21 protein-coding genes and 1 pseudogene are annotated in these 25,481 nt (G+C 72.5%); 10 read left to right on the plus strand and 12 right to left on the minus strand.

The window, feature by feature from the left end; all coding sequences use genetic code 11:
* Positions 1 to 42: 42 nt before the first annotated feature.
* Complete coding sequence (locus ACSU53_RS18750; RefSeq protein WP_437033280.1) at positions 43 to 540, minus strand: GtrA family protein; 498 nt, start codon at positions 538 to 540, stop codon at positions 43 to 45.
* Positions 541 to 747: 207 nt separating this feature from the next.
* Between ACSU53_RS18750 and ACSU53_RS18755 the strand changes: the two genes are divergently transcribed.
* From ACSU53_RS18755 to ACSU53_RS18775, 5 genes are all read left to right on the plus strand, one after another.
* Positions 748 to 1,887, plus strand: coding sequence for a 5-(carboxyamino)imidazole ribonucleotide synthase (locus ACSU53_RS18755; protein WP_437029220.1), 1,140 nt, complete (start codon positions 748 to 750; stop codon positions 1,885 to 1,887).
* Entirely contained in the window at positions 1,884 to 2,414 is a 531-nt protein-coding gene (purE, locus tag ACSU53_RS18760) for a 5-(carboxyamino)imidazole ribonucleotide mutase (RefSeq protein WP_239063991.1), read from the plus strand. The genes ACSU53_RS18755 and purE overlap by 4 nt, the downstream gene beginning before the upstream one ends.
* 14 nt (positions 2,415 to 2,428) lie before the next feature.
* Entirely contained in the window at positions 2,429 to 3,607 is a 1,179-nt protein-coding gene (locus ACSU53_RS18765; RefSeq protein WP_437029222.1) for a dipeptidase, read from the plus strand.
* Positions 3,608 to 3,683: 76 nt separating this feature from the next.
* Positions 3,684 to 4,640 carry a phosphotransferase family protein gene (locus ACSU53_RS18770; protein WP_437029224.1) on the plus strand — a complete coding sequence of 319 codons (957 nt, stop codon included), beginning with the start codon at positions 3,684 to 3,686 and terminating at the stop codon, positions 4,638 to 4,640.
* Between the two features lie 303 nt (positions 4,641 to 4,943).
* Positions 4,944 to 6,098: a dipeptidase gene (locus ACSU53_RS18775; protein ID WP_437029226.1), complete on the plus strand. Its 1,155-nt coding sequence runs from the start codon at positions 4,944 to 4,946 to the stop codon at positions 6,096 to 6,098.
* Positions 6,099 to 6,105: 7 nt separating this feature from the next.
* Here the strand turns inward: ACSU53_RS18775 and ACSU53_RS18780 are convergent, their stop codons facing one another.
* On the minus strand, positions 6,106 to 6,498 hold the full coding sequence (locus ACSU53_RS18780; RefSeq protein WP_164351252.1) for a VOC family protein: 393 nt from the start codon (positions 6,496 to 6,498) through the stop codon (positions 6,106 to 6,108).
* Positions 6,499 to 6,512: 14 nt separating this feature from the next.
* Positions 6,513 to 6,872 carry a VOC family protein gene (locus ACSU53_RS18785; protein WP_437029229.1) on the minus strand — a complete coding sequence of 120 codons (360 nt, stop codon included), beginning with the start codon at positions 6,870 to 6,872 and terminating at the stop codon, positions 6,513 to 6,515.
* Between the two features lie 110 nt (positions 6,873 to 6,982).
* On the opposite strand from ACSU53_RS18785, the gene ACSU53_RS18790 reads away from it, so the two are divergent.
* The gene (locus tag ACSU53_RS18790) at positions 6,983 to 7,492 is read left to right on the plus strand and encodes a CGNR zinc finger domain-containing protein (RefSeq protein ID WP_437029231.1); all 510 of its coding nucleotides are present in this window, start codon (positions 6,983 to 6,985) and stop codon (positions 7,490 to 7,492) included.
* A gap of 299 nt (positions 7,493 to 7,791) precedes the next feature.
* Here the strand turns inward: ACSU53_RS18790 and ACSU53_RS18795 are convergent, their stop codons facing one another.
* Entirely contained in the window at positions 7,792 to 9,135 is a 1,344-nt protein-coding gene (locus tag ACSU53_RS18795) for a UDP-glucose dehydrogenase family protein (RefSeq protein ID WP_437029233.1), read from the minus strand.
* Positions 9,136 to 9,322: 187 nt separating this feature from the next.
* Between ACSU53_RS18795 and ACSU53_RS18800 the strand changes: the two genes are divergently transcribed.
* Positions 9,323 to 10,495 carry an acyl-CoA dehydrogenase gene (locus ACSU53_RS18800; RefSeq protein ID WP_437029235.1) on the plus strand — a complete coding sequence of 391 codons (1,173 nt, stop codon included), beginning with the start codon at positions 9,323 to 9,325 and terminating at the stop codon, positions 10,493 to 10,495.
* 87 nt (positions 10,496 to 10,582) lie between these two features.
* Here the strand turns inward: ACSU53_RS18800 and ACSU53_RS18805 are convergent.
* Both ACSU53_RS18805 and ACSU53_RS18810 read right to left on the minus strand, forming a co-directional pair.
* Positions 10,583 to 11,228, minus strand: a pseudogene (locus ACSU53_RS18805) (dihydrofolate reductase family protein).
* A gap of 75 nt (positions 11,229 to 11,303) precedes the next feature.
* Positions 11,304 to 12,476: a phospholipase D-like domain-containing protein gene (locus ACSU53_RS18810; RefSeq protein ID WP_437029237.1), complete on the minus strand. Its 1,173-nt coding sequence runs from the start codon at positions 12,474 to 12,476 to the stop codon at positions 11,304 to 11,306.
* 227 nt (positions 12,477 to 12,703) lie between these two features.
* Between ACSU53_RS18810 and ACSU53_RS18815 the strand changes: the two genes are divergently transcribed.
* Positions 12,704 to 13,066, plus strand: coding sequence for a four-helix bundle copper-binding protein (locus ACSU53_RS18815; RefSeq protein WP_437029239.1), 363 nt, complete (start codon positions 12,704 to 12,706; stop codon positions 13,064 to 13,066).
* A gap of 94 nt (positions 13,067 to 13,160) precedes the next feature.
* On the opposite strand, the gene ACSU53_RS18820 is transcribed toward ACSU53_RS18815, so the two are convergent.
* Entirely contained in the window at positions 13,161 to 14,447 is a 1,287-nt protein-coding gene (locus tag ACSU53_RS18820; RefSeq protein WP_437029241.1) for an LCP family protein, read from the minus strand.
* 117 nt (positions 14,448 to 14,564) lie between these two features.
* On the opposite strand from ACSU53_RS18820, the gene ACSU53_RS18825 reads away from it, so the two are divergent.
* Positions 14,565 to 15,122, plus strand: coding sequence for an acyl-CoA thioesterase (locus ACSU53_RS18825; RefSeq protein WP_437029243.1), 558 nt, complete (start codon positions 14,565 to 14,567; stop codon positions 15,120 to 15,122).
* 44 nt (positions 15,123 to 15,166) lie between these two features.
* Here ACSU53_RS18825 and ACSU53_RS18830 read toward each other — a convergent pair whose 3' ends face one another.
* The gene (locus ACSU53_RS18830) at positions 15,167 to 16,636 is read right to left on the minus strand and encodes an LCP family protein (RefSeq protein ID WP_437029245.1); all 1,470 of its coding nucleotides are present in this window, start codon (positions 16,634 to 16,636) and stop codon (positions 15,167 to 15,169) included.
* Between the two features lie 127 nt (positions 16,637 to 16,763).
* Here ACSU53_RS18830 and ACSU53_RS18835 point away from each other — a divergent pair, with 127 nt between their 5' ends.
* Complete coding sequence (locus tag ACSU53_RS18835) at positions 16,764 to 17,801, plus strand: glycosyltransferase family 2 protein (RefSeq protein WP_437029247.1); 1,038 nt, start codon at positions 16,764 to 16,766, stop codon at positions 17,799 to 17,801.
* A gap of 101 nt (positions 17,802 to 17,902) precedes the next feature.
* Here the strand turns inward: ACSU53_RS18835 and ACSU53_RS18840 are convergent, their stop codons facing one another.
* The 4 genes from ACSU53_RS18840 to ACSU53_RS18855 all read right to left on the minus strand — a co-directional run bounded on the left by ACSU53_RS18840 (position 17,903) and on the right by ACSU53_RS18855 (position 25,221).
* Positions 17,903 to 19,510 carry an LCP family protein gene (locus ACSU53_RS18840; protein ID WP_437029249.1) on the minus strand — a complete coding sequence of 536 codons (1,608 nt, stop codon included), beginning with the start codon at positions 19,508 to 19,510 and terminating at the stop codon, positions 17,903 to 17,905.
* A 153-nt stretch (positions 19,511 to 19,663) separates the two neighbouring features.
* A complete protein-coding gene (locus ACSU53_RS18845; RefSeq protein WP_437029250.1) occupies positions 19,664 to 21,370 on the minus strand; it encodes an LCP family protein in 1,707 nt (568 codons plus the stop codon).
* 574 nt (positions 21,371 to 21,944) lie between these two features.
* Positions 21,945 to 23,696: an LCP family protein gene (locus tag ACSU53_RS18850; RefSeq protein ID WP_437029252.1), complete on the minus strand. Its 1,752-nt coding sequence runs from the start codon at positions 23,694 to 23,696 to the stop codon at positions 21,945 to 21,947.
* A 244-nt stretch (positions 23,697 to 23,940) separates the two neighbouring features.
* Positions 23,941 to 25,221, minus strand: a complete 1,281-nt coding sequence (locus ACSU53_RS18855; protein WP_437029254.1) for an LCP family protein — start codon at positions 25,219 to 25,221, stop codon at positions 23,941 to 23,943.
* Between the last annotated feature and the right edge of the window lie 260 nt (positions 25,222 to 25,481).

A 25,481-nucleotide genomic window follows, 5' to 3' on the forward strand; every position in this document is an offset into this window, starting at 1 on the left:
CGCAGGGACGGCGGGGGTCACGGCACGTGCCGCGCTGCCTTCCTACGGCACGCGCTGCCGGGCGGGGGCCCGCTGCGGACCGCCCCCGGCGACCGGACCCGCCGCGGGCTCGCGCACCGGCAGCGCCCGGAACACCCAGCTGCGGTAGGACCAGAAGCGGAACAGCGTGGCCACGCCGATGCCGAGGAACTTGAAGATGTTGCTCTGCAACGGGCTGTCCCAGCCGAAGCCGTACGTCGCCGTGTAGAGCACGCCGTTCTCGATGACCAGGCCGACCGCGCTGAACAGCAGGAACAGCGACATCTCCCGGGTGCGCCGGGACTTGTCGCGGTCGCGGTAGGTGAAGTAGCGGAAGCCCACGTAGTTGAAGACGATCGCCACGATCGTCGCGATCACACTCGCCCGCACCACCTGCAGGTCGGTCACCTGCCGTACCAGGTTGAACACACCCAGGTTGACCAGCACACCGGCCCCGCCCACCGCGCCGAACTTGGCCACTTCGCGGCAGAGCCGTCGGAGCCCCGAGGAACCGCGTTCCATCGCCAGCAGGCTCCCGTCCGTCGGATGCGTCAACCCAGCCATGCTAACCACCCGCTCGCGCGATCTTCCTGCGGACGGATGGACGAACCGGCCGGAAACCGCCGGTGGGCGGCCGGGCGAGGGGCCCCGCCGGGCGTGACGTGCGGCGGACCGGCCGGGCGGACCCGACGGAACCGGCCACCGGGCCGCGGCGGATACCCTGGGGAGGTGACATTCCCGGTAGTCGGCATGGTCGGCGGGGGTCAGCTCGCTCGTATGACACACGAGGCGGGCATCCCGCTCGGCATCAGGTTCAAGCTCCTCAGCGACACTCCGCAGGATTCCGCGGCGCAGGTCGTCGGTGACGTCGTCGTGGGCGACTACCGCGACCTGGACACGCTGCGCGCGTTCGCCCGCGGCTGCGACGTGATCACCTTCGATCACGAGCATGTCCCCACGGAACACCTCCGGGCCCTGGAGGCCGACGGCATCCCCGTCCGCCCCGGCCCCGACGCGCTGGTGCACGCCCAGGACAAGGGCGTCATGCGCGCGAAGCTCGACGCGATCGGCGTGCCCTGCCCGCGGCACCGCATCGTCGCCGACCCGCGGGACGTGGCCGCGTTCGCCGCGGAGGGCGACGGATTCCCCGTCGTGCTGAAGACCGTCCGCGGCGGCTACGACGGCAAGGGCGTGTGGGTCGTCGGCTCCGAGGCCGAGGCCGCCGAGCCGTTCAAGGCCGGCGTGCCCGTGCTCGCCGAGGAGAAGGTCGACTTCGTGCGCGAGCTGGCCGCCAACGTGGTGCGCTCCCCGCACGGCCAGGCCGTCGCCTACCCGGTCGTGGAGTCCCGGCAGGTCGGCGGCGTCTGCGACACGGTGATCGCGCCCGCTCCCGGCCTCGACGAGGAGCTCGCGCTGCGCGCCGAGGAGATGGCGCTGAACATCGCCAAGGAGCTGGGCGTCGTCGGCCACCTCGCGGTCGAGCTGTTCCAGACCCGCGACGGCCGCATCCTCGTCAACGAGCTGGCGATGCGCCCCCACAACTCGGGCCACTGGTCCATGGACGGCGCGATCACCTCGCAGTTCGCCAACCACGTGCGCGCCGTCCTCGACCTGCCGCTCGGCGACCCGCGCCCGCGCGCGCCGTGGACGGTCATGGTCAACGTCCTGGGCGGCGACTACCCGGACATGTACTCCGCGTACCTGCACTGCATGGCCCGCGACCCGCAGTTGAAGATCCACATGTACGGCAAGGACGTGAAGCCCGGCCGCAAGGTCGGCCACGTCAACACCTACGGCGACGACCTCGACGACGTGCTGGAGCGCGCCCGTCACGCAGCCGGTTACCTGAGAGGGACGATCACCGAATGAGCCCGAGCCCGGTCGTAGGCATCGTCATGGGGTCGGACTCCGACTGGCCCGTCATGGAGGCTGCCGCCAAGGCCCTCGACGAGTTCGAGATCGCCTACGAGGTCGACGTCGTCTCCGCGCACCGCATGCCCCGCGAGATGATCGCCTACGGCGAGCAGGCCGCGGACCGCGGGCTGAAGGCGATCATCGCCGGTGCGGGCGGCGCCGCCCACCTGCCCGGCATGCTCGCCTCGGTCACCCCGCTGCCCGTGATCGGCGTGCCCGTGCCGCTGAAGCACCTCGACGGCATGGACTCCCTGCTGTCCATCGTGCAGATGCCGGCCGGCGTCCCGGTCGCCACCGTCTCCGTGGCCGGCGCGCGCAACGCGGGCCTGCTCGCGGTCCGCATGCTCGCCGCCCACGACGAGGAACTCCTCGGCCGCATGCGGGAGTTCCAGCAGGAGCTCAACGACCAGGCCACCGAGAAGGGCAAGCGTCTGCGGGCCCGTGCCGAGGGCTCCGGCGCCGGCTTCGGCTTCGGCAAGTGAGCGGGGTGGGTGCCATGACGTCCCGCGACGACGCCCGCGCGCTGCTGGCCGAGTTCCCCGTCGTCGACGGGCACAACGACCTGCCCTGGGCGCTGCGCGAACAGGTCCGCTACGACCTCGACGCCCGCGACATCGCCGGCGACCAGTCCGCCCACCTGCACACCGACATCCCCCGGCTGCGGGCGGGCGGCGTCGGCGCGCAGTTCTGGTCGGTGTACGTCCGCGCGGACCAGCCGGACCCCGTGCCCGCCACCCTCGAACAGATCGACTGCGTACGCCAGTTGCTGGCACGCCACCCCAAGGACCTGGCGCCCGCGCTGACCGCCGCCGACATGGAGGCTGCCCGGGCCGACGGCCGCATCGCCTCCCTGATGGGCGCGGAGGGCGGCCACTCGATCGCCAACTCCCTGGGCACCCTGCGGGGGTTGTACGACCTCGGCGTGCGCTATCTGACGCTCACCCACAACGACAACGTGGACTGGGCCGACTCGGCGACCGACGAGCCCCGGGCGGGCGGCCTGACCGCGTTCGGCCGCGAGGTCGTGCGGGAGATGAACCGGCTCGGCATGCTGGTCGACCTCTCCCACGTCGCCGCCACCACCATGCGGGACGCGCTGGACGCCACCTCCGCGCCGGTGATCTTCTCGCACTCCTCCGCCCGCGCGGTCTGCGACCACCCGCGCAACATCCCCGACGACGTCCTGGAACGGCTGCCCGCCAACGGCGGCGTCGCGATGGTGACCTTCGTGCCGAAGTTCGTGCTGCAGGCCGCCGTCGACTGGACGGCCGCGGCCGACGAGAACATGCGGGCCCACGGCTTCCACCACCTCGACACCACCCCCGAGGCGATGAAGGTGCACCGCGCCTTCGAGGAGCGCCACCCGCGCCCCGTCGCCACGGTGGCCACGGTCGCCGACCACCTCGACCACATGCGCGAGGTCGCCGGCATCGACCACCTCGGCATCGGCGGCGACTACGACGGCACCGCCTTCACCCCCGACGGCCTGGACGACGTCTCCGGCTACCCCAACCTCCTCGCGGAACTGCTGGACCGCGGCTGGTCCCGCGCCGACCTGGCCAAGCTGACCTGGCAGAACGCGGTACGGGTCCTGGGCGCGGCGGAGGACGTTGCCCGCGGCCTGCGCACCACCCGCGCCCCGTCGAACGCCACGCTCGCGGCGCTCGACGGCTGAGGGGTGCGCTGGACGCAGGGACAATCGCCGGGGGCGGGCCGTCCGCCTCCACGGTGCCGGGTGAGGGGGCGCGGGCATGGGCACGGATCCTGACGGTGGTGGGTGGAGTGCGACCCGCTCCTGGGTGGAGAAGCAACTGTCGGGGGCGGAGCGCATCGACAGGGTGGTGCGGCTGCGCGGCGGCTGGACGTCACAGATGCGCCGCCTGGACCTCTGCGGTCCCGACGGCCGGCGCTCACTCGTCCTGCGGTCCTTCGTCAAGCCCTTCTTCGTCCGGCACGCGGAGGGTCTGCTGACCCGTGAGGCGACTGTCCTGCGCCTGCTCGGTGACACGGACGTGCCCGCGGCCACCCTCGCTGCGGTGGATGCGACGGCGCAGCACTGCGAGCACCCCTCGCTGCTGATGTCGCTGCTGCCGGGGACCGTGCGTCTGGGCGATCAGGGGGCCGACGACCGCGCCGACCTGCTGGCCCGGCAACTGGTGCGCATCCATCGGCTGCCGGTGACCGGGCAGCGACGCCCCCGCGCCTACCAGCCCTGGGCCGTGCCCGGGCGGGTGACTCCTCCCGCGGCCACCGAGCGGCCCGGGCTGTGGCAGCGGGCCGTCGACGTCATCCGCCGCGAACCCCCGGCCCACCAGGGATGCTTCCTGCACCGGGACTTCCATCCCGGCAACGTCCTTTTCACGGGAACCGGCGATGACCTCCGGATCAGTGGTGTCGTCGACTGGGTGGAGACGTCCTGGGGCCCGGCCGACCTGGATGTGGCGCATTGCTCGACGGCTCTCGCCCTGCTGCACGGGGTTCCTGCGGGTATGCGCTTCGCCGATCGCTACATCGCGGCGGGAGGGACACTGGCCGAGGACGGCACCGACCACCTCTACTGGCGCCTGCTGGACGCGCTGGGGTTCGCCCCGGACGCGGAGAAGGTCGCCGGTCCCTGGCGTGAACTGGGCCGCACCGATCTGACCACCCGTGTCCTGACGCACAGGCTGGAGGACTACATCGCGTCCCTGTTCGCCCGCTACGGCTGAACCCCGGCAGGCTGTCCGGGACCGTCTCCTCAGGCTGTGGCCGGATGTGGCCGTGACGGCCGGCAGCGGGGAAGCCGTCGGCCGGCCCAGCCGCCGGGGTTGCACCGGCAGCGTCGTCGATGCCCGGCCGCACGGCGCCGTCGGCCGCACCGGCCCCGGCCGCCCGTACCCCCATACGCCCCGCCCACCAGGCACTCTCGTGGGTCGTCGTGCCACGGTGGCCGTACTGCGAGCACTGCGAGCACACGGACACGCGGTCGGCCACGGCGACCGCGCCCCGAGGTCACGAGTACGGAGCCCGTCATGGCCGATCTCCAGGACGACCTGCACCCCGCGACCGAGGTCGGCCGCCTCGACGAGCGGGCCGAGCCGCCCTCCTTCGTGGACGAGGGGATCGTCGTCCCCCCGGACCCCGCCCCGCCCCTCTCCGGCCCGGACGACAGCCCGCTGACCCGTGCCCGCGCCGTCCTCGCCGTCCACCCGGTCGCCGACGGGTGCAGCGGGCTGCCGCAGGTGCTGCGGTCCCTGCCGTGGTACGACCTGGACCTCGGGGACAGCGCCGTCGAGGCGGACCTGCCGCGGCTGCGCGCGGGACACGTCGGTGCGGTGTTCTGGTCGCTGGACCTGCCGGACGCGGGGGACGGCGGACGCGCCGTCGTGGCCGCCCTGGACCAGCTGGACCTCGCCCGGTCGGTCGTCGCCGCGCACGACGAGGGCCTGCTCCCGGCCGGCAGCGCCGGTGAGGTCGCCGACGCCCGCCACCGGGGCAGGATCGCCGTGCTGTTCGGGCCCGTCCGGGCGGCGGCGATGGGTGACTCGCCGGCGGTGCTGCGCGCGCTGCACGGCCTCGGCCTGCGGGTGCTGTCCCTGCACGGCACCTCCTGGGCGGGCGCCGCCGGGCTGACCCGGTTCGGGGAGGAGGTGGTGCGCGAGATGAACCGGCTGGGCGTGCTGCCGGACCTCACCGACGCCTCCGCCCGGACGGTCCGCCGGGTCCTCGACGTCTCCCGGGCGCCCGTCCTCTTCACCCGGTCCGCCGCCCGCGCCCTGCGCCCCCACCCGGCGAACCTGCCCGACGACCTGCTCGCCGAGGTGGGCGCGGCCGGCGGGCTGTGCCTGGTGCCGCTGACCGCCGAACAGGCCGGCCCGACCGTCCGGGACGTCGCCGACCACCTCGACCACGTCCGCCGCACGGCCGGGCCCGAGTCCGTCGGCCTCTCCGGGACCTACGACACCGGCTCGGCCCACCCGCAGGAACTCCCCGACACCGCCGCCTACCCGACGCTGGTCGCCGAGCTGCTGCGGCGCGGCTGGTCGGAGGCCGAGGTGGGCCTCGTGACCTGGGGGAACGTGCAGCGGGTGCTGCGCGCCGCGGACTTCACCGCCCGCGCGGCCCGGCACCGGCGGCCCCCGTCGACGGCCACCCTCACCGACCTCGACGGGACGGGCCACGCATAGGGCTCCGCTACGGCTGCTCGACCCGGCACAGGCAGAACGGGTGCCCGGCCGGGTCGGCGTACACCCGGAAGCCCTTCTTCTCGTCGTCCTCCCGGTCCAGCACCCGCGCGCCGAGCGCCAGCACCTTGCCCTCGGCCTCGTCGACCTCCGCCCAGGTGCCCCCGGCGTCGAAGTCGAGGTGGAACTGCTGCGAGTCGTGATCGGCGCTCGGCCAGTCCGGCGGGGCGTACCCCTCGGCCCGCTGGAAGGCGAGCCGCGGCCCGGCGGGGATCTGGAGCACCACCCAGTCGGCGTCCTGTTCCTCGGGGACGCCGCCCCCGACGGCCGCGTAGAAGCGGGCCAGCTCACGGGGGTCGGGGCAGTCGACGACGACGGAGCGCAGACGCGCCACGGCGGCCATGGGTCCTCCCTGGGTCAGCAGGCGCAGAGGCAGAACGGGTGCCCCGCCGGGTCCGCGTAAACCCGGAAGGTCCGCGTGCGGTCCTCCGTGTCCAGCGGCCGGGCGCCGAGCGCCAGCACCTCCTTCTCGGCCGCGTCCAGGTCCTCCACCTCCAGGTCGAGATGGAACTGCTGCGAGTGGTCGGGCGCGGGCCACTGCGGCGGCACGTGACCGGGGGCGCCCTGGAAGGCGAGGAGCGGTCCGCCGGGCACCTGGACCTGCACCCAGTCGCCCTCTCCCTCCGGGGTGCCGCCGACCACGTCGGCGTAGAAACCGGCCAGGGCCCGCGGGTCCGGACAGTCCAGGACGACGGCGCCCACCTTGGCAACGGACATGATTCCTCCTCGGTTGTTACCCATTGAAGCGGGTAACCAGTAACGGTTACTGCATGCTCCCGTATAGCCGGTAACCTCGCAAGGGAAAAGACGAGAGGTACCGTCCAGCCATGAGTGAGAGAGCGGCCCCGCCCGGCGGGCCGGCGCTGATCCAGGCCCTGGTCAACACGGTGGACCTGGAGTCGGGCGCCGACGCCCTCGACACGGCGGACGGCCGCGCGCCCTTCGGACTCACCGAGGAGGACCTTCCCGCCGCCCGGGAACTGCGCGAATCGCTGCGCGCCACGCTGCTCGCCCACGCCGGCCACCCGCCGCACCGCCCGGTGAGCCCGCTCGGCGACCTGCTCGCCGGCGCCCCCCTCGTCGTCACCGTCGACCCCGCCGACGGCTCCGCCGCCCTCGCGCCCCTCGACGGCGCCCCCCTGCTCTCCCGGATCGCCGCGGCCGTGGCGGAAGCCGTCTCGGCGGGCACCTGGACCCGCCTCAAGGCCTGCGAGGCGGTCACCTGCCACTGGGCGTACTACGACCGCAGCCCCGCCGGACGCGGCCGCTGGTGCTCGATGCAGGTGTGCGGGGCCCGCGCCAAGATGCGCCGCTACCGGGCGAAGGACCCGCGGTAGCGGCGCCGGGCGGCCGGGACGCGGGGCGCGTCGGCACGACGAGGCGGGCCCGGGAGTGGCCGTGACCACACCCGGGCGGGGCCCCGTGGTGCAGAATGTGCAACGGGACGCCGGTTCGGCCGACTGAGCCTCGGCCGAACCGGCGTCCTTCCGTCGTCCTCGGAGCGTTCCGCCCGGTCACTTCTCAGACGGTGAGCCGCCCGTCGGCCCCCCGGGCAGTGAGCCGCCCATCGCCCCTCGGGCGGTCGGACGCACGCCCGTCGCCTCCCAGGCGGTTGGGCCACACGCCCGGTCGCGCCTCAGGCCGTGGGACGTCCCATCGCGCGGTAACGCCATCCCGCCCGCCGCCACACCTCGGCGTCCAGCGCGTTGCGCCCGTCCAGGATCAGCCGCTCCGCGGCCACCTCGCCCAGCGCCTGCGGATCCAGCTCCCGGAACTCCCGCCACTCCGTCAGGTGCAGCACCACGTCCGCACCCCGCACCGCCTCCAGCGCGGAATCGGCGTAGCCCAGGGTGGGGAAGACCGTACGGGCGTTGTCCATGCCCTTCGGGTCGTACACCGTGACCTGGCCGCCCTGCAGGTGGATCTGCCCGGCGACGTTCAGCGCGGGCGAGTCCCGCACGTCGTCCGAGTCCGGCTTGAACGTCGCGCCCAGCACCGCCACCCGCCTGCCCAGGAAGGGCCCGCCGCCCAGCTCCTGCCGGGTCAGCTCCACCATCCGGCCCCGCTGGCGCATGTTGATGGAGTCGATCTCCCGCAGGAACGTCAGCGCCTGGTCCGCGCCCAGCTCACCTGCGCGCGCCATGAACGCCCGGATGTCCTTCGGCAGGCAGCCCCCGCCGAAGCCGATCCCGGCCCGCAGGAACTTCGCCCCGATCCGGTCGTCGTACCCGATCGCCTCCGCCAGCTTGGCGACGTCACCGCCCGCGGTCTCGCACACCTCCGCCATGGCGTTGATGAAGGAGATCTTCGTCGCCAGGAAGGAGTTCGCGGACGTCTTGACCAGCTCCGCGGTCGGGAAGTCCGTCACCACGAACGGCGACCCCTCCTCGATCGGCGTCGCGTACACCTCGCGCAGCAGCTTCTCGCCCCGCTCGCCGCGCACCCCCACCACGATCCGGTCCGGGTGCAGCGTGTCCTGCACCGCGAAGCCCTCCCGCAGGAACTCCGGGTTCCACGCCAGCTCCGCGTCCCCGCCGGCCGGGGCGTGCTCCGCCAGGTAGGCCGCCAGCCGGTCCGCCGACCCCACCGGCACCGTCGACTTGCCGACGACCAGGGCCGGGCCCTTCAGGTGCGGGGCGAGCGAGGCGAAGGCGGCGTCCACGTACGACATGTCGCAGGCGTACTCGCCGTGCCGCTGCGGAGTGTTCACGCAGACGAAGTGGACGTCACCGAACTCGCCGACCTCGGCCCAGTCCGTGGTGAAGCGCAGCCGCCCGGTGGAGCCCTCGATCCCGGCGACGTGCCGGCGCAGCAGTTCATCGAGCCCCGGCTCGTACATCGGGACCTCGCCGCGGCGCAGCATGTCGATCTTCTCGGGGACCACGTCGAGGCCCAGCACCTCGAAACCGAGCTCCGCCATGGCCGCCGCGTGCGTCGCGCCGAGATAACCGGTCCCGATCACGGTGATCTTGAGGGCCATGGGGTGCTCCAGGGGTATACGGCACAGTGCGCGCCCGAGCATATCCGGGCCGCGGGGACGGGCCGCGCGGGGCAGGCGGGCCGCTGTCGTCAAGCTCACCTATCCACTGGGCGCGCGGAGTTCTAAAATTGGTGTTACTTAACAGTAGTTAGCGCCAGTACCGCCGCGTTTTGGAGCGTGAGAGACCTTGGCCGGATCGGCTGACTTCGACCTGTACCGCCCGTCCGAAGAGCACGACATGCTCCGCGACGCCGTCCGCTCCCTGGCCGAGGCGAAGATCTCGCCGCACGCCGCCGCGGTGGACGAGGAGGCACGCTTCCCGCAGGAGGCCCTCGACGCGCTGGTCGCGAACGACCTGCACGCCGTCCACGTGCCCGAGCAGTACGGCGGTGCCGGTGCCGACGCGCTCGCCACCGTCATCGTCATCGAGGAGGTGGCCCGCGCCTGCGCGTCCTCCTCCCTCATCCCGGCCGTCAACAAGCTGGGCTCGCTGCCCGTGCTGCTCTCCGGCTCCGAGGACCTCAAGAAGCGGTACATGACCCCGCTCGCCAAGGGCGACGCGATGTTCTCGTACTGCCTCTCCGAGCCGGACGCCGGCTCCGACGCGGCCGGCATGAAGACCAAGGCGGTCCGCGACGGCGACCACTACGTCCTCAACGGCGTGAAGCGCTGGATCACCAACGCGGGCGTCTCCGAGTACTACACCGTCATGGCGGTCACCGACCCCACCAAGCGCTCCAAGGGCATCTCCGCCTTCGTGGTGGAGAAGTCCGACGAGGGCGTCTCCTTCGGCGCGCCGGAGAAGAAGCTGGGCATCAAGGGCTCGCCCACCCGCGAGGTCTACCTGGACAACGTCCGCATCCCCGCCGACCGCATGATCGGCGAGGAGGGCACCGGCTTCGCCACGGCGATGAAGACCCTGGACCACACCCGCATCACCATCGCGGCCCAGGCCCTCGGCATCGCCCAGGGCGCCCTCGACTACGCCAAGGGCTACGTCCAGGAGCGCAAGCAGTTCGGCAAGCCGATCGCCGACTTCCAGGGCATCCAGTTCATGCTCGCCGACATGGCCATGAAGATCGAGGCCGCCCGCCAGCTCACCTACGCCGCCGCGGCCAAGTCCGAGCGCGTCGCCGCCGGAGGTGGAGAAGGGGACCTCACCTTCCAGGGCGCCGCCGCCAAGTGCTTCGCCTCCGACGTCGCCATGGAGGTCACCACGGACGCCGTCCAGCTCCTCGGCGGCTACGGCTACACCCGCGACTACCCGGTCGAGCGGATGATGCGGGACGCCAAGATCACGCAGATCTACGAGGGCACGAACCAGGTCCAGCGGATCGTGATGGCCCGCAACCTGCCGTAGCCGCGGCGGAGGCGGACAGGTGGGGGGTGCCCGGGCGACCGGGGCACCCCCCACTGCCGTTCGGTGACCCGCCCGCCGGCGGGCGGGTCACCGGCGCCAGAACAGGTGGTGCGTCACACCGCTCGGGCTGGGCACGACCTCCAGGTGATACCGGTCGAGCAGGTCGTCGGGGGGAGTCCCACAGCCGCAGCCCGGAGCCGAGCTCGATCGGGGAGACCGCCACGTGCAGGGTGTCGACGAGACCGGCGTCGAGGAACTGCCGCACGGTGGTGACCCCGCCGCCGAGCCGGACGTCCTTGCCGTCCGCCGCCTCCCGCGCCCGCTCCAGCACCGTCGCCGGGTCGCCGTCGACGAAGTGGAACGTCGTGTCGGACAGCCTGATCGACGGCCGCGGATGGTGGGTCAGGACGAACACCGGGGTGCGGAACGGGGGCTCGTCGCCCCACCAGCCCTGCCACGTGTGGTCCTGCCAGGGCCCGCGCTGGGGGCCGAACTTGTTGCGCCCCATGATCTCCGCGCCGATGTTGTTCGCGAAGTCCCGGGTGAAGTAGTCGTCGATGCCCCGGGTCCCGCCGGGCTCGGTGCGGTTCGGCCAGCTCGCGGTCGCGCCGGCCCAGGCGAAGAGCCGGCCGGGGTCCACATGGCCGAAGGGACGCTCCAGGCTCTGGTCCTCGCCCGCGCCGATCCCGTCACTCGAGACGTTGAAGTTCTGCACTCTCAGCAATTGCGGCACTGTCTCTCCCGCTGACCGGAAAAAGTGGTGACAGGGGGAGGACTCCCCGGGGCGGGGACACTCATCGCCTCCGGTTCACAGAAAACGCCGGATCGGGGTGACCGCGGCCTCGGCCAGCCGCGCGGGCAGGGGGCGGTGCCGCCAGCGGCCCGGGTCGAGCGGCTCGCTCAGCTTGCGGTCGGCGTCGAAGTCGGCGTCCAGGGCCGCCGTGAAGTCCTCGTCGAGGACGGCCAGCATGACCTCCTCGTCGTGCTCCAGGGAGCGCCGGTTGAAGTTGGTGGAGCCGATCAGGGAGCACACCCCGTCCACCGTGATGATCTTCGTGTGGAGCATCGTCGGCTGGTACTCCCGCACCTCCACGCCCGCGTCGGCCAGGGCCGCGTAGTGCTGCCGTCCGGCCAGCAGGCAGGCGCGCTGGTCGGTGTGCGGGCCGGGCAGCAGGATCTCCACCCGCACGCCCCGGCGGGCAGCGGCGCACAGCAGGCCGATGAAGTACGGGTCGGGCGCGAAGTAGGCGGTGGAGAGGCGGAAGCGCTCGCGGGCCGAGGTGATCATCACCCGCAGCAGCGTCTGCATGTCCTGCCAGCCGAAACTCGCCGAACCGCGCACCACCTGGACCGTGGCGGTGCCCGGCTGGTCCTGGTCGGTGAAGCGGTCGCGGTCGTCGTACAGCTCGTCGTGGCACTCCGCCCAGTTCTGGGCGAAGGCCGCGGCTATCCCGTCCACGGCGGGGCCCCTGACCCGTACGTGGGTGTCACGCCACTCGCCGGGGCCGCGGGCGTCGCCGCACCACTCCTCGGCGATGCCGACGCCGCCGGTGAACGCGGTGTGCTCGTCGGTGACCAGGACCTTGCGGTGGCAGCGGTGGTTCTGCCGCATCGGTGACAGCCGCGTCGGCTTGCGGAACCAGGCCACCTGGACGCCGGCCCGCCGCATGGCGTCCAGCAGGTCCGGCTCGATCTCCTTGGCGCCGAAGCCGTCCAGCAGCAGCCGCACGCGCACGCCCGCGCGGGCCCGTTCGGCCAGCGCGTCGGCGAACTCCCGCGCGATGTCGCCGCGCCAGTAGACGAAGGTCATCATGTCGACGGTGTGCTCCGCGGCCCGGACCGCCGCCAGCATCTCGGGGAAGATCCGGTCGCCGTTGCGCAACGGCACCAGCTCGTTGCCCTCGGTGGCCGCGATGCCGATCAGCCGCTCCAGCCGTCTGCGCAGCCGCTTCCGCTCCGTCTCCGGTGTCACCTGGGTCATGGATGGTCTCCTGTGCCGCTCGTCGAGGCCTCCCGGCGTCGTCGGTCCGGCCGGGGCGCCTCACCTCTTCTTGCCGTTGCGGCGGCTTCCAAGCAGGCCGCCCGCCCGCGGGCCGCTTCGCGGGGCGGCGGGGGCCGGGCCGCTCCTGTGGTGGTCATGGGGCGAGGAGCGTAGGACGGAGGGGCGGGGACCGACCCCCGGCCCTCGCCGGAGTCCCGGGAGGAACCATGACGCAGCAATCCGCCGCCGCCCCGATGAGCAAGGAGATGCAGGACTGCATCGACGCGTGCATGACCTGCCACAGCATGTGCGAACAGACCATGAGCCACTGCCTGCAGATGGGCGGCGAGGCCCCCGTCCGCATCATGCGCGCGCTGATGGACTGCGCCGAGACGACCCGGCTGTGCGCCGACATGATGATGCGCCGCTCGCCGCTCGCGCACGACATGTGCGCGATGTGCGCCACGGCGTGCGACACGTGCGCGGAGGCGTGTATGAGCATGCCGGACGACGAGCAGATGATGCGCTGCGCCGAGGCGTGCCGCCGCTGCGCCGACTCCTGCCGCACGATGGCCGGCGCCTCGATGTGACACCGTCCGCCGCCGCGGCGAGACGGCCGAGGGGCACCCCCGGGCGGGGGTGCCCCTCGGCCGTCGACGTGCCGTCAGTCTCCTCCGGTGGCCGTCAGTTGCCCTTGACGGTGACCTTCTCGTCGTTGTTGAGCTGGTTCACCAGCTGCTTGACCTTTGCCTTGTCCCAGAGCAGGTTGCCGCCGGTGGAACCCGCGACGGGCATGTTCATCGAGGTGCCGTCGCCGCCGCTGACGCCCTTCATCGCCCAGAACATCCCCGCGAGGTCGAACAGGCCCATGTCCTTGTCGACGATCAGCGAGTCCAGGCCGGCGCCCAGGGTCGGGTACAGCTTGAACGGGTTGAGCACCGTGCCGGGCGTGGCCACCTGGTTGGCCAGGGCGGAGAGGAACTTCTGCTGGTTCTTGGTGCGGTCCAGGTCCGAGCCCTTCAGCGCGTACCGGGTGCGGACGAAGGCGAGGGCCTGCTGGCCGTCCAGCGTCTGCTTGCCCTTCTTCAGGTCGGCGCCGGACTTGGTGTCCTTGATGTCCTGCGGGATGTCCATCTCCACGCCGCCGACCGCGTCCACGATGTTCGCGAAGCCGGCGAAGCCGATCTCGACGTAGTGGTCGATGCGCAGGCCGGTGTTGAACTCCACGGTGCGCACCAGCAGTTCGGGCCCGTCCTCGGAGTAGGCGGCGTTGAGCTTCACCTGACGGCCGGTGCCCGGGTACATCTTGCCGGAGTCGGAGCCCTTGAACGACGGGATCTCCACGTTGGAGTCGCGGGGGAGCGAGATCAGGGTGGGTCCGTTGTCGCCGGTGTGCAGGATCATCATCGAGTCGGTGCGCTTGCCCTCGGCGGACCCGGTGCGCAGCTCCTTCTTCTGCTCGGAGCTGAGCCCGGCGCGGCTGTCCGATCCGACGATCAGGTAGTTGGTGCCCGCGCCCTTCTCCGGCCGCTCGATCACCTTGGACAGGTCGACCTCGCGGTTCAGCTTGGAGTCGGCCCAGAAATAGGTGCCGACCAGAGTGACGATCAGCACAGTGGCGACGGTGATCGCGGTCACCTTGATGCGGCGCCGCCAGTCCGGCGCGGACTGCCGCGGGTACTCGCCGACGCCGCCCGGGCCGCCGGGACCGGAGGGCCGGCCGTAGACCTGGCCGGTGTTGTAGTCACCGCCCTGACCGCCGCCGTATCCGTCGTAGCCGCCGTGGCCCTGGCCGTCGACGTAGGAGGGCTGCTGCGGGACGCCGCCGTAACCGCCGTGTGCGGGCGGGGCGGTCGGGCCGCGGCGGACCTGCCGCATCACGCGGGCGCCTTCGGGCTGTGCGCTCGCGCTGCCGCGGCCGTAGCGGCTGCCGCGGTGGTCGTCGGGCCGTGCGTCGGGCCAATCAGTCATGCGCAACAGTGTGCAGGTCCGGACGCCGTGGCATACAGGGTCGTCGGAAAATAGGGCCGCCGCTGTTGCGAAGCTGACACAAATTCCCGGGATGTCCCTCGGCATAAGGTGGAGGCCATGACAGACCAGGCCCCCGCCCCTCAGACGGACAGTCCGGACATCCCGGGCAAGCCCACGTCCGCGTCCCGTACGACGCTCAGCCACATCATGACCCACAGCGACACCAACCTGCTGGGGACGGTGCACGGCGGCGTCATCATGAAACTGGTCGACGACGCGGCGGGCGCCGTCGCCGGGCGGCACTCCGGAGGGCCCGCGGTCACCGCGTCGATGGACGAGATGGCGTTCCTGGAGCCGGTCCGGGTGGGCGACCTCGTCCATGTCAAGGCCCAGGTCAACTGGACCGGCCGGACCTCGATGGAGGTCGGCGTGCGGGTGCTGGCGGAGCGCTGGAACGAGTCCGCCCCCGCCACCCAGGTCGGCTCCGCCTACCTGGTGTTCGCGGCCGTCGACGCGGACGGCAAGCCGCGCCGCGTGCCGCCGGTCCTGCCGGAGACCGAGCGGGACCGGCGCCGCTACCAGGAGGCGCAGATCCGCCGCACGCACCGGCTGGCCCGCCGCCGGGCGATCATGGAGCTGCGCGAGCGGCGGGCCGCCGAGGGGTACGAGGACTGAGCCGCGCGGGCCCCGGGCGGCCGCGGCCGGCGCACCCGGTCCGGTCAGGTGCAGCCGACCTCGTCGCCGCGCACCACACCGAACTCGTCCTGGCCGGGGTCCGCGGGCCGCACCTTGCGGACCTTCTCGAAGTCCGTCCCAGCGATCACCTTGAGCGTGGCGCCCTGGCCCTTGACCGCGCGCAGTTCACTGCCCGGCAGGGCCGCCGCCAGGGACTTGGCGGAGCGGTCCCAGCGCGGGTCGTAGGCGATGACGGTGCGCGTCACGTCCCGGGCCGCGGCGTTGGCCGGGGCCCGGGTGGTGGCGAAGCCGGTCGCCGCCAGGGCCGCGTCGACGCGGCGGCCCAGCCCGGCGGTCGTGGTGCCGTTCTCCACCTGGACCCGGATCTGCGCGGGGTCCACGGCCACCCGCAGCGCCCCGCCCTTCGTCGGGGGCGGGGACAGCGGGTCGTCCCGGCGCAGCGCCTCGAAGATGCGCTCCGACTTCTCCGGATCCCACTTCAGCGTGGACCCCACCCCCTCGACACGGTGGCCCATCTTCCCGATCGGGATCGTGGTGAACTCCGAGGAGGAGGGGGAGAAGTTCCGCATCGCCCGTCCCAGGTCGAGCAGTTCGTCGGTGCCGAAGCCCTTGTCGGCGCGGACCGAGCCGAGCACCGCCCGGGTCACGTCCCGGAACTTCATCGGGTTGAGCAGGATCCCGGAGGACGTGGCCCGTTCGACCAGGGCGGCCATGAAGCGCTGCTGGCGTTTCATCCGGCCCAGGTCGGCCGCGGCGTCGAGGTGGCGGGCGCGCACGTACTGCAGGGCCCGCCCGCCGTCCAGGGTGTGCCGGCCGGGGGCCAGGTCCAGGCCCGTGTGCGAGTCCTTCAGCCGCCGGTCGGTGCAGATCTCGACGCCGCCGACGACGTCGACGGTCTTCATGAAGCTGGTGAAGTCCAGTTCCAGGTAGTGGTCGATCTTCACCCGGGTCATCTTCTCGACCGTGCGCACGGTCAGCTGCGGCCCGCCCTCGGCGTAGGCGGCGTTCAGCTTCACGGGGTGCCCCTCGTGCTGCTCGCCGCTGACCCGGTCGGTGTGCGCGGGCGTCATGGCGTAGGAGTCGCGCGGCAGGCTCACCACGCTGGCCCGGTCCCGGTCCTCGGAGATGTGCACGATCATCATCGTGTCGGTGCAGTGGCAGGGCGCCCCGCCGAGGCGGTACTTGCGCCGCTCCTCCTTGCTGATCCCGTCGCGTCCGTCGGTGCCGACGACCAGGATGTTCATGCCGTGGCCGGCCTCGGGACGGTTCTTCATGTCCCGGAACGGGTCGACCCGGTCGATGCCCGACTCCAGGCCGGTGAGCACCGCGTGCCCGATGCCCGCCGACGCGAGCACCACCACCGAGACGGTGGTGACGGCCCGCATCGCCCAGCGCGCCCGGCGGCGGGCGGGGGGACGCGGGGCGCCGCGGGACGGTCGGTGCGGGCGCCGGGGCGTGGTACGGGGCCGGGGGGACCGCGGCGGCGTGGGCAAAGGGGACACCTCCGGACGACGGCCGTGCGTGGATCTTGAGCACCGTAGGCCGATACGATCTGCGGCCCGGCTCATCGCCCCCGGCGCGCGCATCGGTGTCCCCCGTACGCGGTAACGTGAGCCTCCTATGAACGCCAATCCCGACGTGCGGCACCCCGCCGTTTCCGTGATCATGCCGGTCCTCAACGAGGAGCGGCATCTGCGCGGCGCCGTCCGCGCGATCCTCGCCCAGGAGTACGACGGCGAGATGGAGGTCGTGATCGCCCTCGGTCCGTCCACGGACCGCACGGACGAGATCGCCGCCGAGCTCGTCGCCGAGGACCCGCGGGTGCACACCGTGCCCAACCCGACCGGCCGCACCCCGGCCGCCCTCAACGCGGCGATCAAGGCCTCGCGCCATCCGGTCGTGGTCCGCGTCGACGGGCACGGGATGCTCTCCCCGAACTACATCGCCACCGCCGTGCGGCTCCTGGAGGAGACCGGCGCGCAGAACGTGGGCGGCATCATGCACGCCGAGGGGGAGAACGACTGGGAGCACGCCGTCGCCGCCGCGATGACGTCCCGGATCGGCGTCGGCAACGCCGCCTTCCACACCGGCGGCGAGGCCGGTCCCGCCGACACGGTGTACCTGGGGGTGTTCCGGCGGGAGGCGCTGGAGCAGCAGGGCGGCTACAACGTGGAGTTCATCCGCGCCCAGGACTGGGAGCTGAACTTCCGCATCCGGGAGGCCGGCGGGCTGATCTGGTTCTCGCCGGAGCTCAAGGTGTCCTACCGCCCGCGGCCCACGGTGCGGGCCCTGGCCAAGCAGTACAAGGACTACGGCCGTTGGCGGCACGTGGTGGCCCGCTACCACGCGGGGTCCATCAACCTGCGCTACCTGGCCCCGCCGGCCGCGGTGTGCGCGATCGCGGCGGGCACCCTGGCCGGTGTCCTGGTGACCCCCTGGGGCTTCGTGGTGCCCGGCGGCTACCTGGCGGCGATCGTGCTGGGCTCGGTGCCGGCGGGCAAGGGCCTGCCGCTGACGGCGCGGCTGCGGATACCCGTGGCCCTGGCCACCATGCACATGTCGTGGGGGTGGGGCTTCCTGACCAGCCCGCGCTCGCTGGCGAAGAAGGTCATCGCCTCGCGCCGCCCGGCCGTCCGGGCGGACGCCCCGGCGGCCTGACGGACCGGCGGCCTGACGGACCGGCCGCCAGCGGGCCCTTCCCGGTGGGGGAGGGCCCCGCGCCGTGCCGGGCGTGGCCCGCGCCGGGACGGGCGCCCCGGCTACCAGCTGAAGGCCGGGTTGACCTCCATGCACGCCGAGTCGTCGGCGCCGTTGAGCGGCTGGGCCGACTCGGGGGTGCTGTCGTCCTTCTCCGGAGCCCGGTAGGTGTCGCCCTCGCGCCAGTCGGCGCCCACGACGAGCGTCACGCCGGACACCTCGGTGGACCGCTGCACCGCGTCCGACGGGATGCCCAGCACCTCGGCGACCCGCCGGGCGTCGCCCTCCAGGTCGGCGCTCGGGTAGCGCACCACGGTGCGCTTCGCCCGCGTGGCGCCGACGGTGTCGGCCGAGGCGCCGGTGAAGCCCTCCTCCTTGAGCAGCGCGGCCACGGTGCCGGCCCGTCCGGCCGCGGGCGCCAGGGTGTCGGTCCGGGTGCCGTTGCGGACCTGCACGGCGATCTCGTCGTCGGGGGCGGCCGGTTCGGCGGGGGCGTCCTCCACGGCCGGCTCGTCCTCGGTGGTCCCGGAGTCCCTGCCGTCCAGGGCGATGTCCTCGCGCACCAGCCGGAACAGCTGCTCGGCGTCCTCGGTGGGCTCCACGCGGGCGCCGACGTACCGGTTGGGCATGGTGGTCATGGTGATACGTTTCGGCTCCACCTTGCGCAGCTCGTTGCTGAGGTCGTAGAGCTTCTTGACGGTGTCCAGGCCGGGGTCGACGGTCAGCGCCGTGGTGGCCTTCTCGGCCAGTCTGCGGAGCTTGTTGGGGCTGCTCAGGGTGGCGTTCTCGCGCAGCTGACGGACCATCGCGTTCATGTACATGTGCTGGGCCTTGGCACGGGCCAGGTCGCTGCCGTCCTCGAAGCCGTACCGGGTGCGCAGCCATTGCAGGGCCTGCTCGCCCTTGATGTGGGTGGTGCCCTTCTCCAGCTTCAGGCCGGAGCCGTGACCCCGGCTGTCGCGGGAGTGGATGTTCCGGTCCACGCACACCGGGACGCCGCCGACCGCGTCGGCCATGGACACCACCCCGGCGAAGTCCACCATGACGAAGTGGTCGATGTGGATACCGGTGAGCTCCTGCCAGGTGGCCACCGTGCAGCCCGGACCGCCGTGCCCGAGGCTCTGGTTGGTCATCACCCGGCCGTTGCTCGCCGGATACACCGTCCCGTCCTCGGGGTCGGTGCACTTGGGGATCTGCACCAGGGTGTCGCGCGGCATGCTGACCACCGACATGTTGGAGCGGTCCGCCGACAGGTGCACCAGCATCTGCACGTCGGCCAGCGGGGTCGAGCCGAACGTCTCGCGGGCGCCGCCGAGTTGCTGGTTCTCCTCGGTGTCCCGGGCGTCCGAACCGATCAGCAGGATGTTCAGCGGGGTCTGCCCGGCGGCGTTGGGCGTGGGGGCGGCGATCTTGTTGTCGCCGAGGTTCAGGGTGTCCTTCTTGAGGTTGTCGTTGAGGTGCCGGTAGTAGAGGTAACCCGCCCCGGCGGAGCCGGTTATGAGCAGCGCGAGCACCGCCGCGGACCACTTGAGCACCCGCCGGCCGCGCCGCGCACGGCGGCGGTCGTCGCCGGCCGGGGCCGTGCCGCCGTCCCCGTCGGACGGGCCCCCCTCCCGGTCCGCGGCCGGATCGCCGTCACCGGGTGTGTCCGGGTCGGCGTTCCTCGTCACAGCCCCCGTTCTCGCCACTCCTGGCACCTCTCGTGTCGTGAAACAGGCCCGTCCTGCGTCCTGTTAGACGCACGACGGGCCCGTCAGTTGCACAGGAAACGACAACGACTTCAACACGGTGAAGCCGGCCGCCGCGACGCTCTCACCTGAGCGTCAGCTCGCACATTCGACCTTGTCGGCGGTGGACTTGTCGACCTTCGGCGGGGTCGCGCCCGAGCCGTCCAGCTTCACGCCGGGACGCTCGAAGTCCTTGCCGAGGGTGAGGGTCATCGCGGGCACGCCCTGGGAGTTGACGACGCTCTCGCCGGGCTTCATGGCCGACCCCGACAGGCCGAGGATCGCGGCGAGACGGCGGGCCTGGTCCGCCTGGTCGGGGGCGTACTCCAGGGTGGTCTTCTTCAGTTCCTCGGGCGCGTTGCCGCCGTTCTCGGACCTGGTGACGCCCTCCTCGACCTGGAGCCAGCTCAGGGTGCGCTGGGCGCTGCCCGAGGGGGCGCCGCCGTTGAGGATCTGCACCCGGACTTCGGAGGCGGGCGCCTTCGTCCCCTTCAACCGGGCGGCGACCGCGGCCTTCTCCTTCTTCCGCTTCTGCTTGACCTCGGTCAGCGACACGTCGTCGCGGATGGCGTCCAGCACCTGCGGCGCCCGCGCCTCGTCGAGGACGACGGTCGCCTTCACCCGCTCGGCGGGGTTGTCCTTCACCGGCACGGTGAGGAAGGAGATGTTCTTCGGCGGCACCTTCTTCAGTTCCAGGGCGACGTCCTTGAGCGTGTTGACGTTGCCGAGGGCCTTGTCGACGGTGAGCGCCTCGGTGGCGGCCTCGGCGAGCTTCAGCAGCTTGGTGGGGCTGGTCAGGGTGTCGCCGGAGGACATCTTGCGCATCAGCGAGCCCAGGAACTGCTGCTGCACCTTGATCCGGTCGAGATCGCCCTGGTTGCCGAAGCTGGAGCGGGTGCGGACGAACGCGAGGGCCTGCTCGCCCTCGACGACCGACTTCCCGGCGGGCAGCTTCAGGTGGGACTTCTTGTCGTCCACCGCCTTCGCCAGGCACACCTCGACCCCCTCGACGGCCGTGGTCAGGGTCTTCACCGCGTTGAAGTCCGCCATCATGAAGTGGTCCGGCTTGATGCCGGTGGCCGCCTCCACGGTGCGCATGGTGCAGCCCGGGTCCCGGCCGCCCTCGCCCAGGCTCCGGTTGAACCGGGCGCCCTGCACCCCGGGGACGACGGTCTCGGTGCCGTCCTCCAGTGTGGTCGGGCAGTCGGGGATGTCGACGATCAGGTCGCGCGGGATGCTCAACGCGGTCGCGTTCGTACGGTCCTTGGACACGTGCAGCAGCACGGTGGTGTCCGCGTGCCCGACGCTGCCGGCGTCGCCGTACCCCTTGTTGCCCTTGCCGGTGCGCTTGTCGGTGCCGAGGACGAGGATGTTGAACGCCTCGTCCTTGCTGAAGTTGCTCTTCGCGGCGTCACCGACGTCGGCCGTGGTGACGTTGCCCTCGAGGTGCTTGAGGTAGAAGTAGCCGACCGTGCCGGTGGCGAGCACCACGAACGCCATGGTGCCGCCGGTCCACAGCAGGATCCGCCTGCCCTTCGGCTTCTTCTGCGGGGCCCTGCCGGCGCGCCGCCCCGGGGACGGCTCCGCGGGCTCGCGCCGCCGCTGCGGCGGCACGGACTCCCGCCGCCCGGGCGCCCGCGTGCGGCCCGGCGCGCCGTCCTGCGCCCCCGCCCGGGGCCGGGGCACGGCCGGTTGCGGAGCGGAAGGGCCCAGTCGCAGTTCGTATTCCCCGGTGGCCGGATTGATTACCCACTGGTCTGCGGGATCGATGTCGTCCCCCCGCCCACGGCCTTGCGCGTCCATGGTGTCCGGATCCTTCGTCGGGACCACGTGGCGCCTTCCCCCCTCCGGAAGGCGCCCGCGGTGCTGGTCACCTCAGTGCACGACGCGAGGACGGCAGTCCTCGCGGCCGGGGGCACTGGAGCGCTCACATTAGCTGCCCCGCCGGTGATGGAGTGAAGGCAGTGACGAATTCCTCGCTCATGAAACGGGACATTCCCTGCCATCCGACCCTGGATCAAAGGGTTTTCCCACTACCGGCGACGGGGGCGGCCACCGGCGACAGGGCTCACGGACCTCCGCGGACCGCCCGGCCCGGGCGCCGGCGGGGGCGTCCACCGCCCGGAGGGGTCCTGCCCCCGGAGGGTGCGGGCAGCACGCGGGCGGCCCCGTCCGTCCCCCGCGGAGCGCCCTGCGGGCGACCGCGCCGGGGGCGGCAGCGCGCCGGGCCGCCGGACGCCCCCTGCGCCCCGAACGCGGGCCCGTCCCGCATCGCCCGAACGCGGGCCCGTCCCGCATCGCCCGAACGCGGGTCCGTCCCCGTCCCCCGGACACGGGTCCGCCCCGCGCCCGGGGGACGCGGGGCGGACCCGGCGGGTCACTCGGCGCACTCGACCTTGTCCGCCGTGGACTTCTCGATGTCGTCCGGCGCCTTGTCCGGCGGGGTCAGGGACACGCCCGGCCCCTTGAAGTCCTTGCCCAGCGTCAGCGTCATCGCCGGCACGCCCTGCGCGTTGGTGACGCTCTCGCCGGGCTTCATGGCCGACCCCGACAGGCCGAGGATCGCGGCGAGACGGCGGGCCTGGTCCGCCTGGTCGGGGTCGTACTCCAGGGTGGTCTTCTTCAGTTCCTCGGGCGCGTTGCCGCCGTTCTCGGACTTGGTGACGCCCTCCTCGACCTGGAGCCAGCTCAGGGTCTGCTGGGCGCTCCCCTGCGCCGCACCGCCGTTGAGGACCCGCACCCGCACCTCGGACGCCGGGGCCTTCTCGCCCTTGAGGCGGGCGGCGACGGCGGCCTTCTCCTTCTTCTTCCGCTTCTTGACCTCCGTGAACGACACGTCGTTGCGGATGAGGTCGAACACCTGCTCGGCCTTGGCCTCCTCCAGGACGACGGTGGCCTTCACCTGCTCCGTCGGGTTGTCCTTCACCGGCACCGTGGTGAACGTCAGGTTCTCGGTGTTGAGCTTGCCCAGCTCCAGGCCGAGGTCCTTCAGCTTGTTGATGCTGTCCAGCTGGGAGTCGACGGTCAGCGCCTCGGTCCCGGCCTCGGCCAGCTTGACCATCTTCGACGGGCTGGTCAGCGTGTCGCTGGACTTCAGCTTGCGCATCAGCGCGCTCAGGAACTGCTGTTGCAGCCCGATCCGGCTCAGGTCCCCGCCGAAACCGACCGAGTGACGGGTGCGCACGTAGGCCAGCGCCGTCTCGCCCTCGATGGTGTGGGTGCCCTTGGGCAGCTTCAGGTGCGAGTCCGGGTCGTCGATGTCCTTGCCGAGGCAGACCTCGACCCCGCCCACCGCCGAGGTCAGCGTCTTGACCGCGTTGAAGTCCGCCACCATGAAGTTGTCCGGCGTGATGCCGGTCAGCTCGGTCACCGTGCGCATGGTGCAGCTGGGCGTCCGGCCGTCCTGGCCGAGGCTGGTGTTGAAGCGGACCCCGGTGGTGCCCGCGATGACCTTCGTGCTGCCGTCCTCCTGCGTGGTCGGGCAGTCGGGGATGTCGACGATCAGGTCGCGCGGGATGCTCAACGCGGTCGCGTTGGAACGGTCCTTGGAGACGTGCAGCAGGATCGTGGTGTCGGCGTGCCCGGGGCTCCCGGCGTCGCCGTACCCCTTGTTGCCCTTGCCGGTGCGCTTGTCGGTGCCGATCAGCAGGATGTTGATGGCCTTGTCCTTGCTGAAGCCGCCCGTGCCCGCACCGTCGTCGGGGACCGAGGTGATGTTGTCGTTGAGGTGCTCCAGGTACAGGTACCCGGCGGCACCGGTGGCCAGCACCACGAACGCCATGACCCCGCCGGTCCACAGCAGGGCCCGCTTCGCCTTCGCCTTCTTCTTGACCGGGCGGCGTCCGCGCCGTCCCGGCGGCGGTTCCTCGGGCGCGCCCTTGCGCCGGCGCGGCGGCGGCACCTCGCGCTCGGGCGACCGGCGGCCGGGCGACTCGGGCGTCCTCGGCGGTGCCTCCGTCCGGCCGCGCGGCGCGGCCGGTGCGGCGCTGCGCGCCCGGCGGGGCTCGGGCACCGGTGACTGCGCCGCGGAAGGGCTCAGTCGCAGTTCGTATTCACCCGTCGTCGGGTTGAGCACCCACTGGTCTGCGGGGTCGATGTCGTCCGCCCGCCCACGGCCTTGCGCGTCCACGGTCGCCTGAATCCTCCGTCGGGGCCACGCGGCGCCTCTCCCCTCCCAAGGCGCTCGGGTCTCGGTGTCACGGCGCGCGATCTCGGGACCGAGCCCGAGGTGCCGCGCACCGGGTCGGCTCACACTAACGGCACGGATCCGTGTGCAGCGACGCCGGTGACACATTCCACGCGCCTACAAGCGGGCAATCCGCCCATTTCCTTGGACCGTGCCCGCCCGTCGGGGAGTTGCCGGGGCCCGTTCTCTACACGCAGCTGTCCTCGGCGGCCGTGTTGCCGGAGAACGTGGGGGCGGGGGAGGTGGTGTCGGACGCTTCCCCGGAGGTCTTTCCCGCGGCCTTTCCGTCACCCCGCACGGCGGTGCGGCCGGAGTTCTCGACCAAGGCGCCGGATCCGCTTTCCCCGGCCGGACTGCGCGCCGCTCCCCGCGCCACGACCAGCGGCGCGTCGGTGCGCAACCGCTCGAAGAGTTCCCGCGCGGCGGGCTGCACAAGCTGGTCCCGATTCGCGTCGTGGACGTAGGACTCCCGTGGCACGGTGAGGAATTGCACCCGTTCCGTGGGAATGTCGCGCAGGCCGCGCACGAGTTCGTACAAACCGCGCAGACTTGCCAGCGCCGGATCGGTGGTGAGGGAGGAGGTGGCCGCGTCCAGAACGGGATAGAGCTTCGCCGGATTCAGCAGAACGTCATTGCTGCGCACCTTGTTGACGAGCGCTCCGAGGAAGCGTTGCTGGCGTTCCATCCGGTCGGTGTCGCTTCCGTTCCCGAGGGACTTCCGGGCCCGCACATAACCGAGCGCCTGCTCGCCGTCGAGGGTCACCCGCCCGGCGGGCAGGCTCAGTCCGGCGTCCTCGTCGTCGATGGGCCGCCGCAGGCACACCTCCACGCCGTCGACGGCGTCGACCATCTTCTTGAAGCCCTGGAAGTCGACGACGACGTGGTGGTCGACGCGGATGTCGGTGAGTTTCTCCACGGTGCGGATGGCGCAGGCGGAACCGCCCATCGCGAACGCCTGGTTGAACATCGTGAACATCGGCCGGGTGCGGGTGCCGTCGGGGCGCAGGCAGCCCGGCACGTCCACCATCAGGTCGCGGGGCAGGGACACCGCGGTCGCGTCCCGCCGGCCGGCCGCCAGGTGCAGCAGGATGGCGGTGTCCGACCGCTCCGTCCCGGAGTCCCGGCCGTAGCGGGCGTTGCCGTCGCCGGCGCGCGAGTCCGAGCCGATGAGCAGGATGTTGCGGGCGTCCTTGACCAACGCGGTCGGCCGCTCCTTCTCGTACCGGGCGAGTTCGGCCGCGGCGGCCTCGTCCGGCGTGATGTTGCCCTCCAGCTTGGCGTACACCGCCCAGCCCGCACCGGCCGCCGCCACCAGCACACCGGCGGCCGACAGCGCGGTGATCCGGGTCCACCGCCGGCGCCTGCGCCGGGTGCGTCCGGTGCCGGTCGCCGAGGCCCCGGCGCCGGGGGCGAGACCGCGCCCGGCGGGCCCCGGCCCGCCGGGGGACGCGTCTGCGGTGTCGCTCATGACCGCCTCCACCCCTCCCTGGCGCGCGGGAACGTCGTACGGACCGGACGCCGCGCCGCAGCCGCCGCCCACCGTCTCGGCGGCGCACCGGGTGCGGTGCGTCCGGCGCGTGCCGTGCCGTGCCGTCGCCACGACGATGACCCGGCCGGGCGGCGGTGCGCGGGTGGAACTGCGCCGAACGGGGGACCGGCCGGCGCGAGCGGGTGAAGGGGGCGGCCACGGGGTTTGGGCCGGGCGGGCCGGGGAGGGCGGCCGGCTTC

The organism is Streptomyces sp. enrichment culture, assembly GCF_964273255.1.
Taxonomy (GTDB): domain Bacteria; phylum Actinomycetota; class Actinomycetes; order Streptomycetales; family Streptomycetaceae; genus Streptomyces.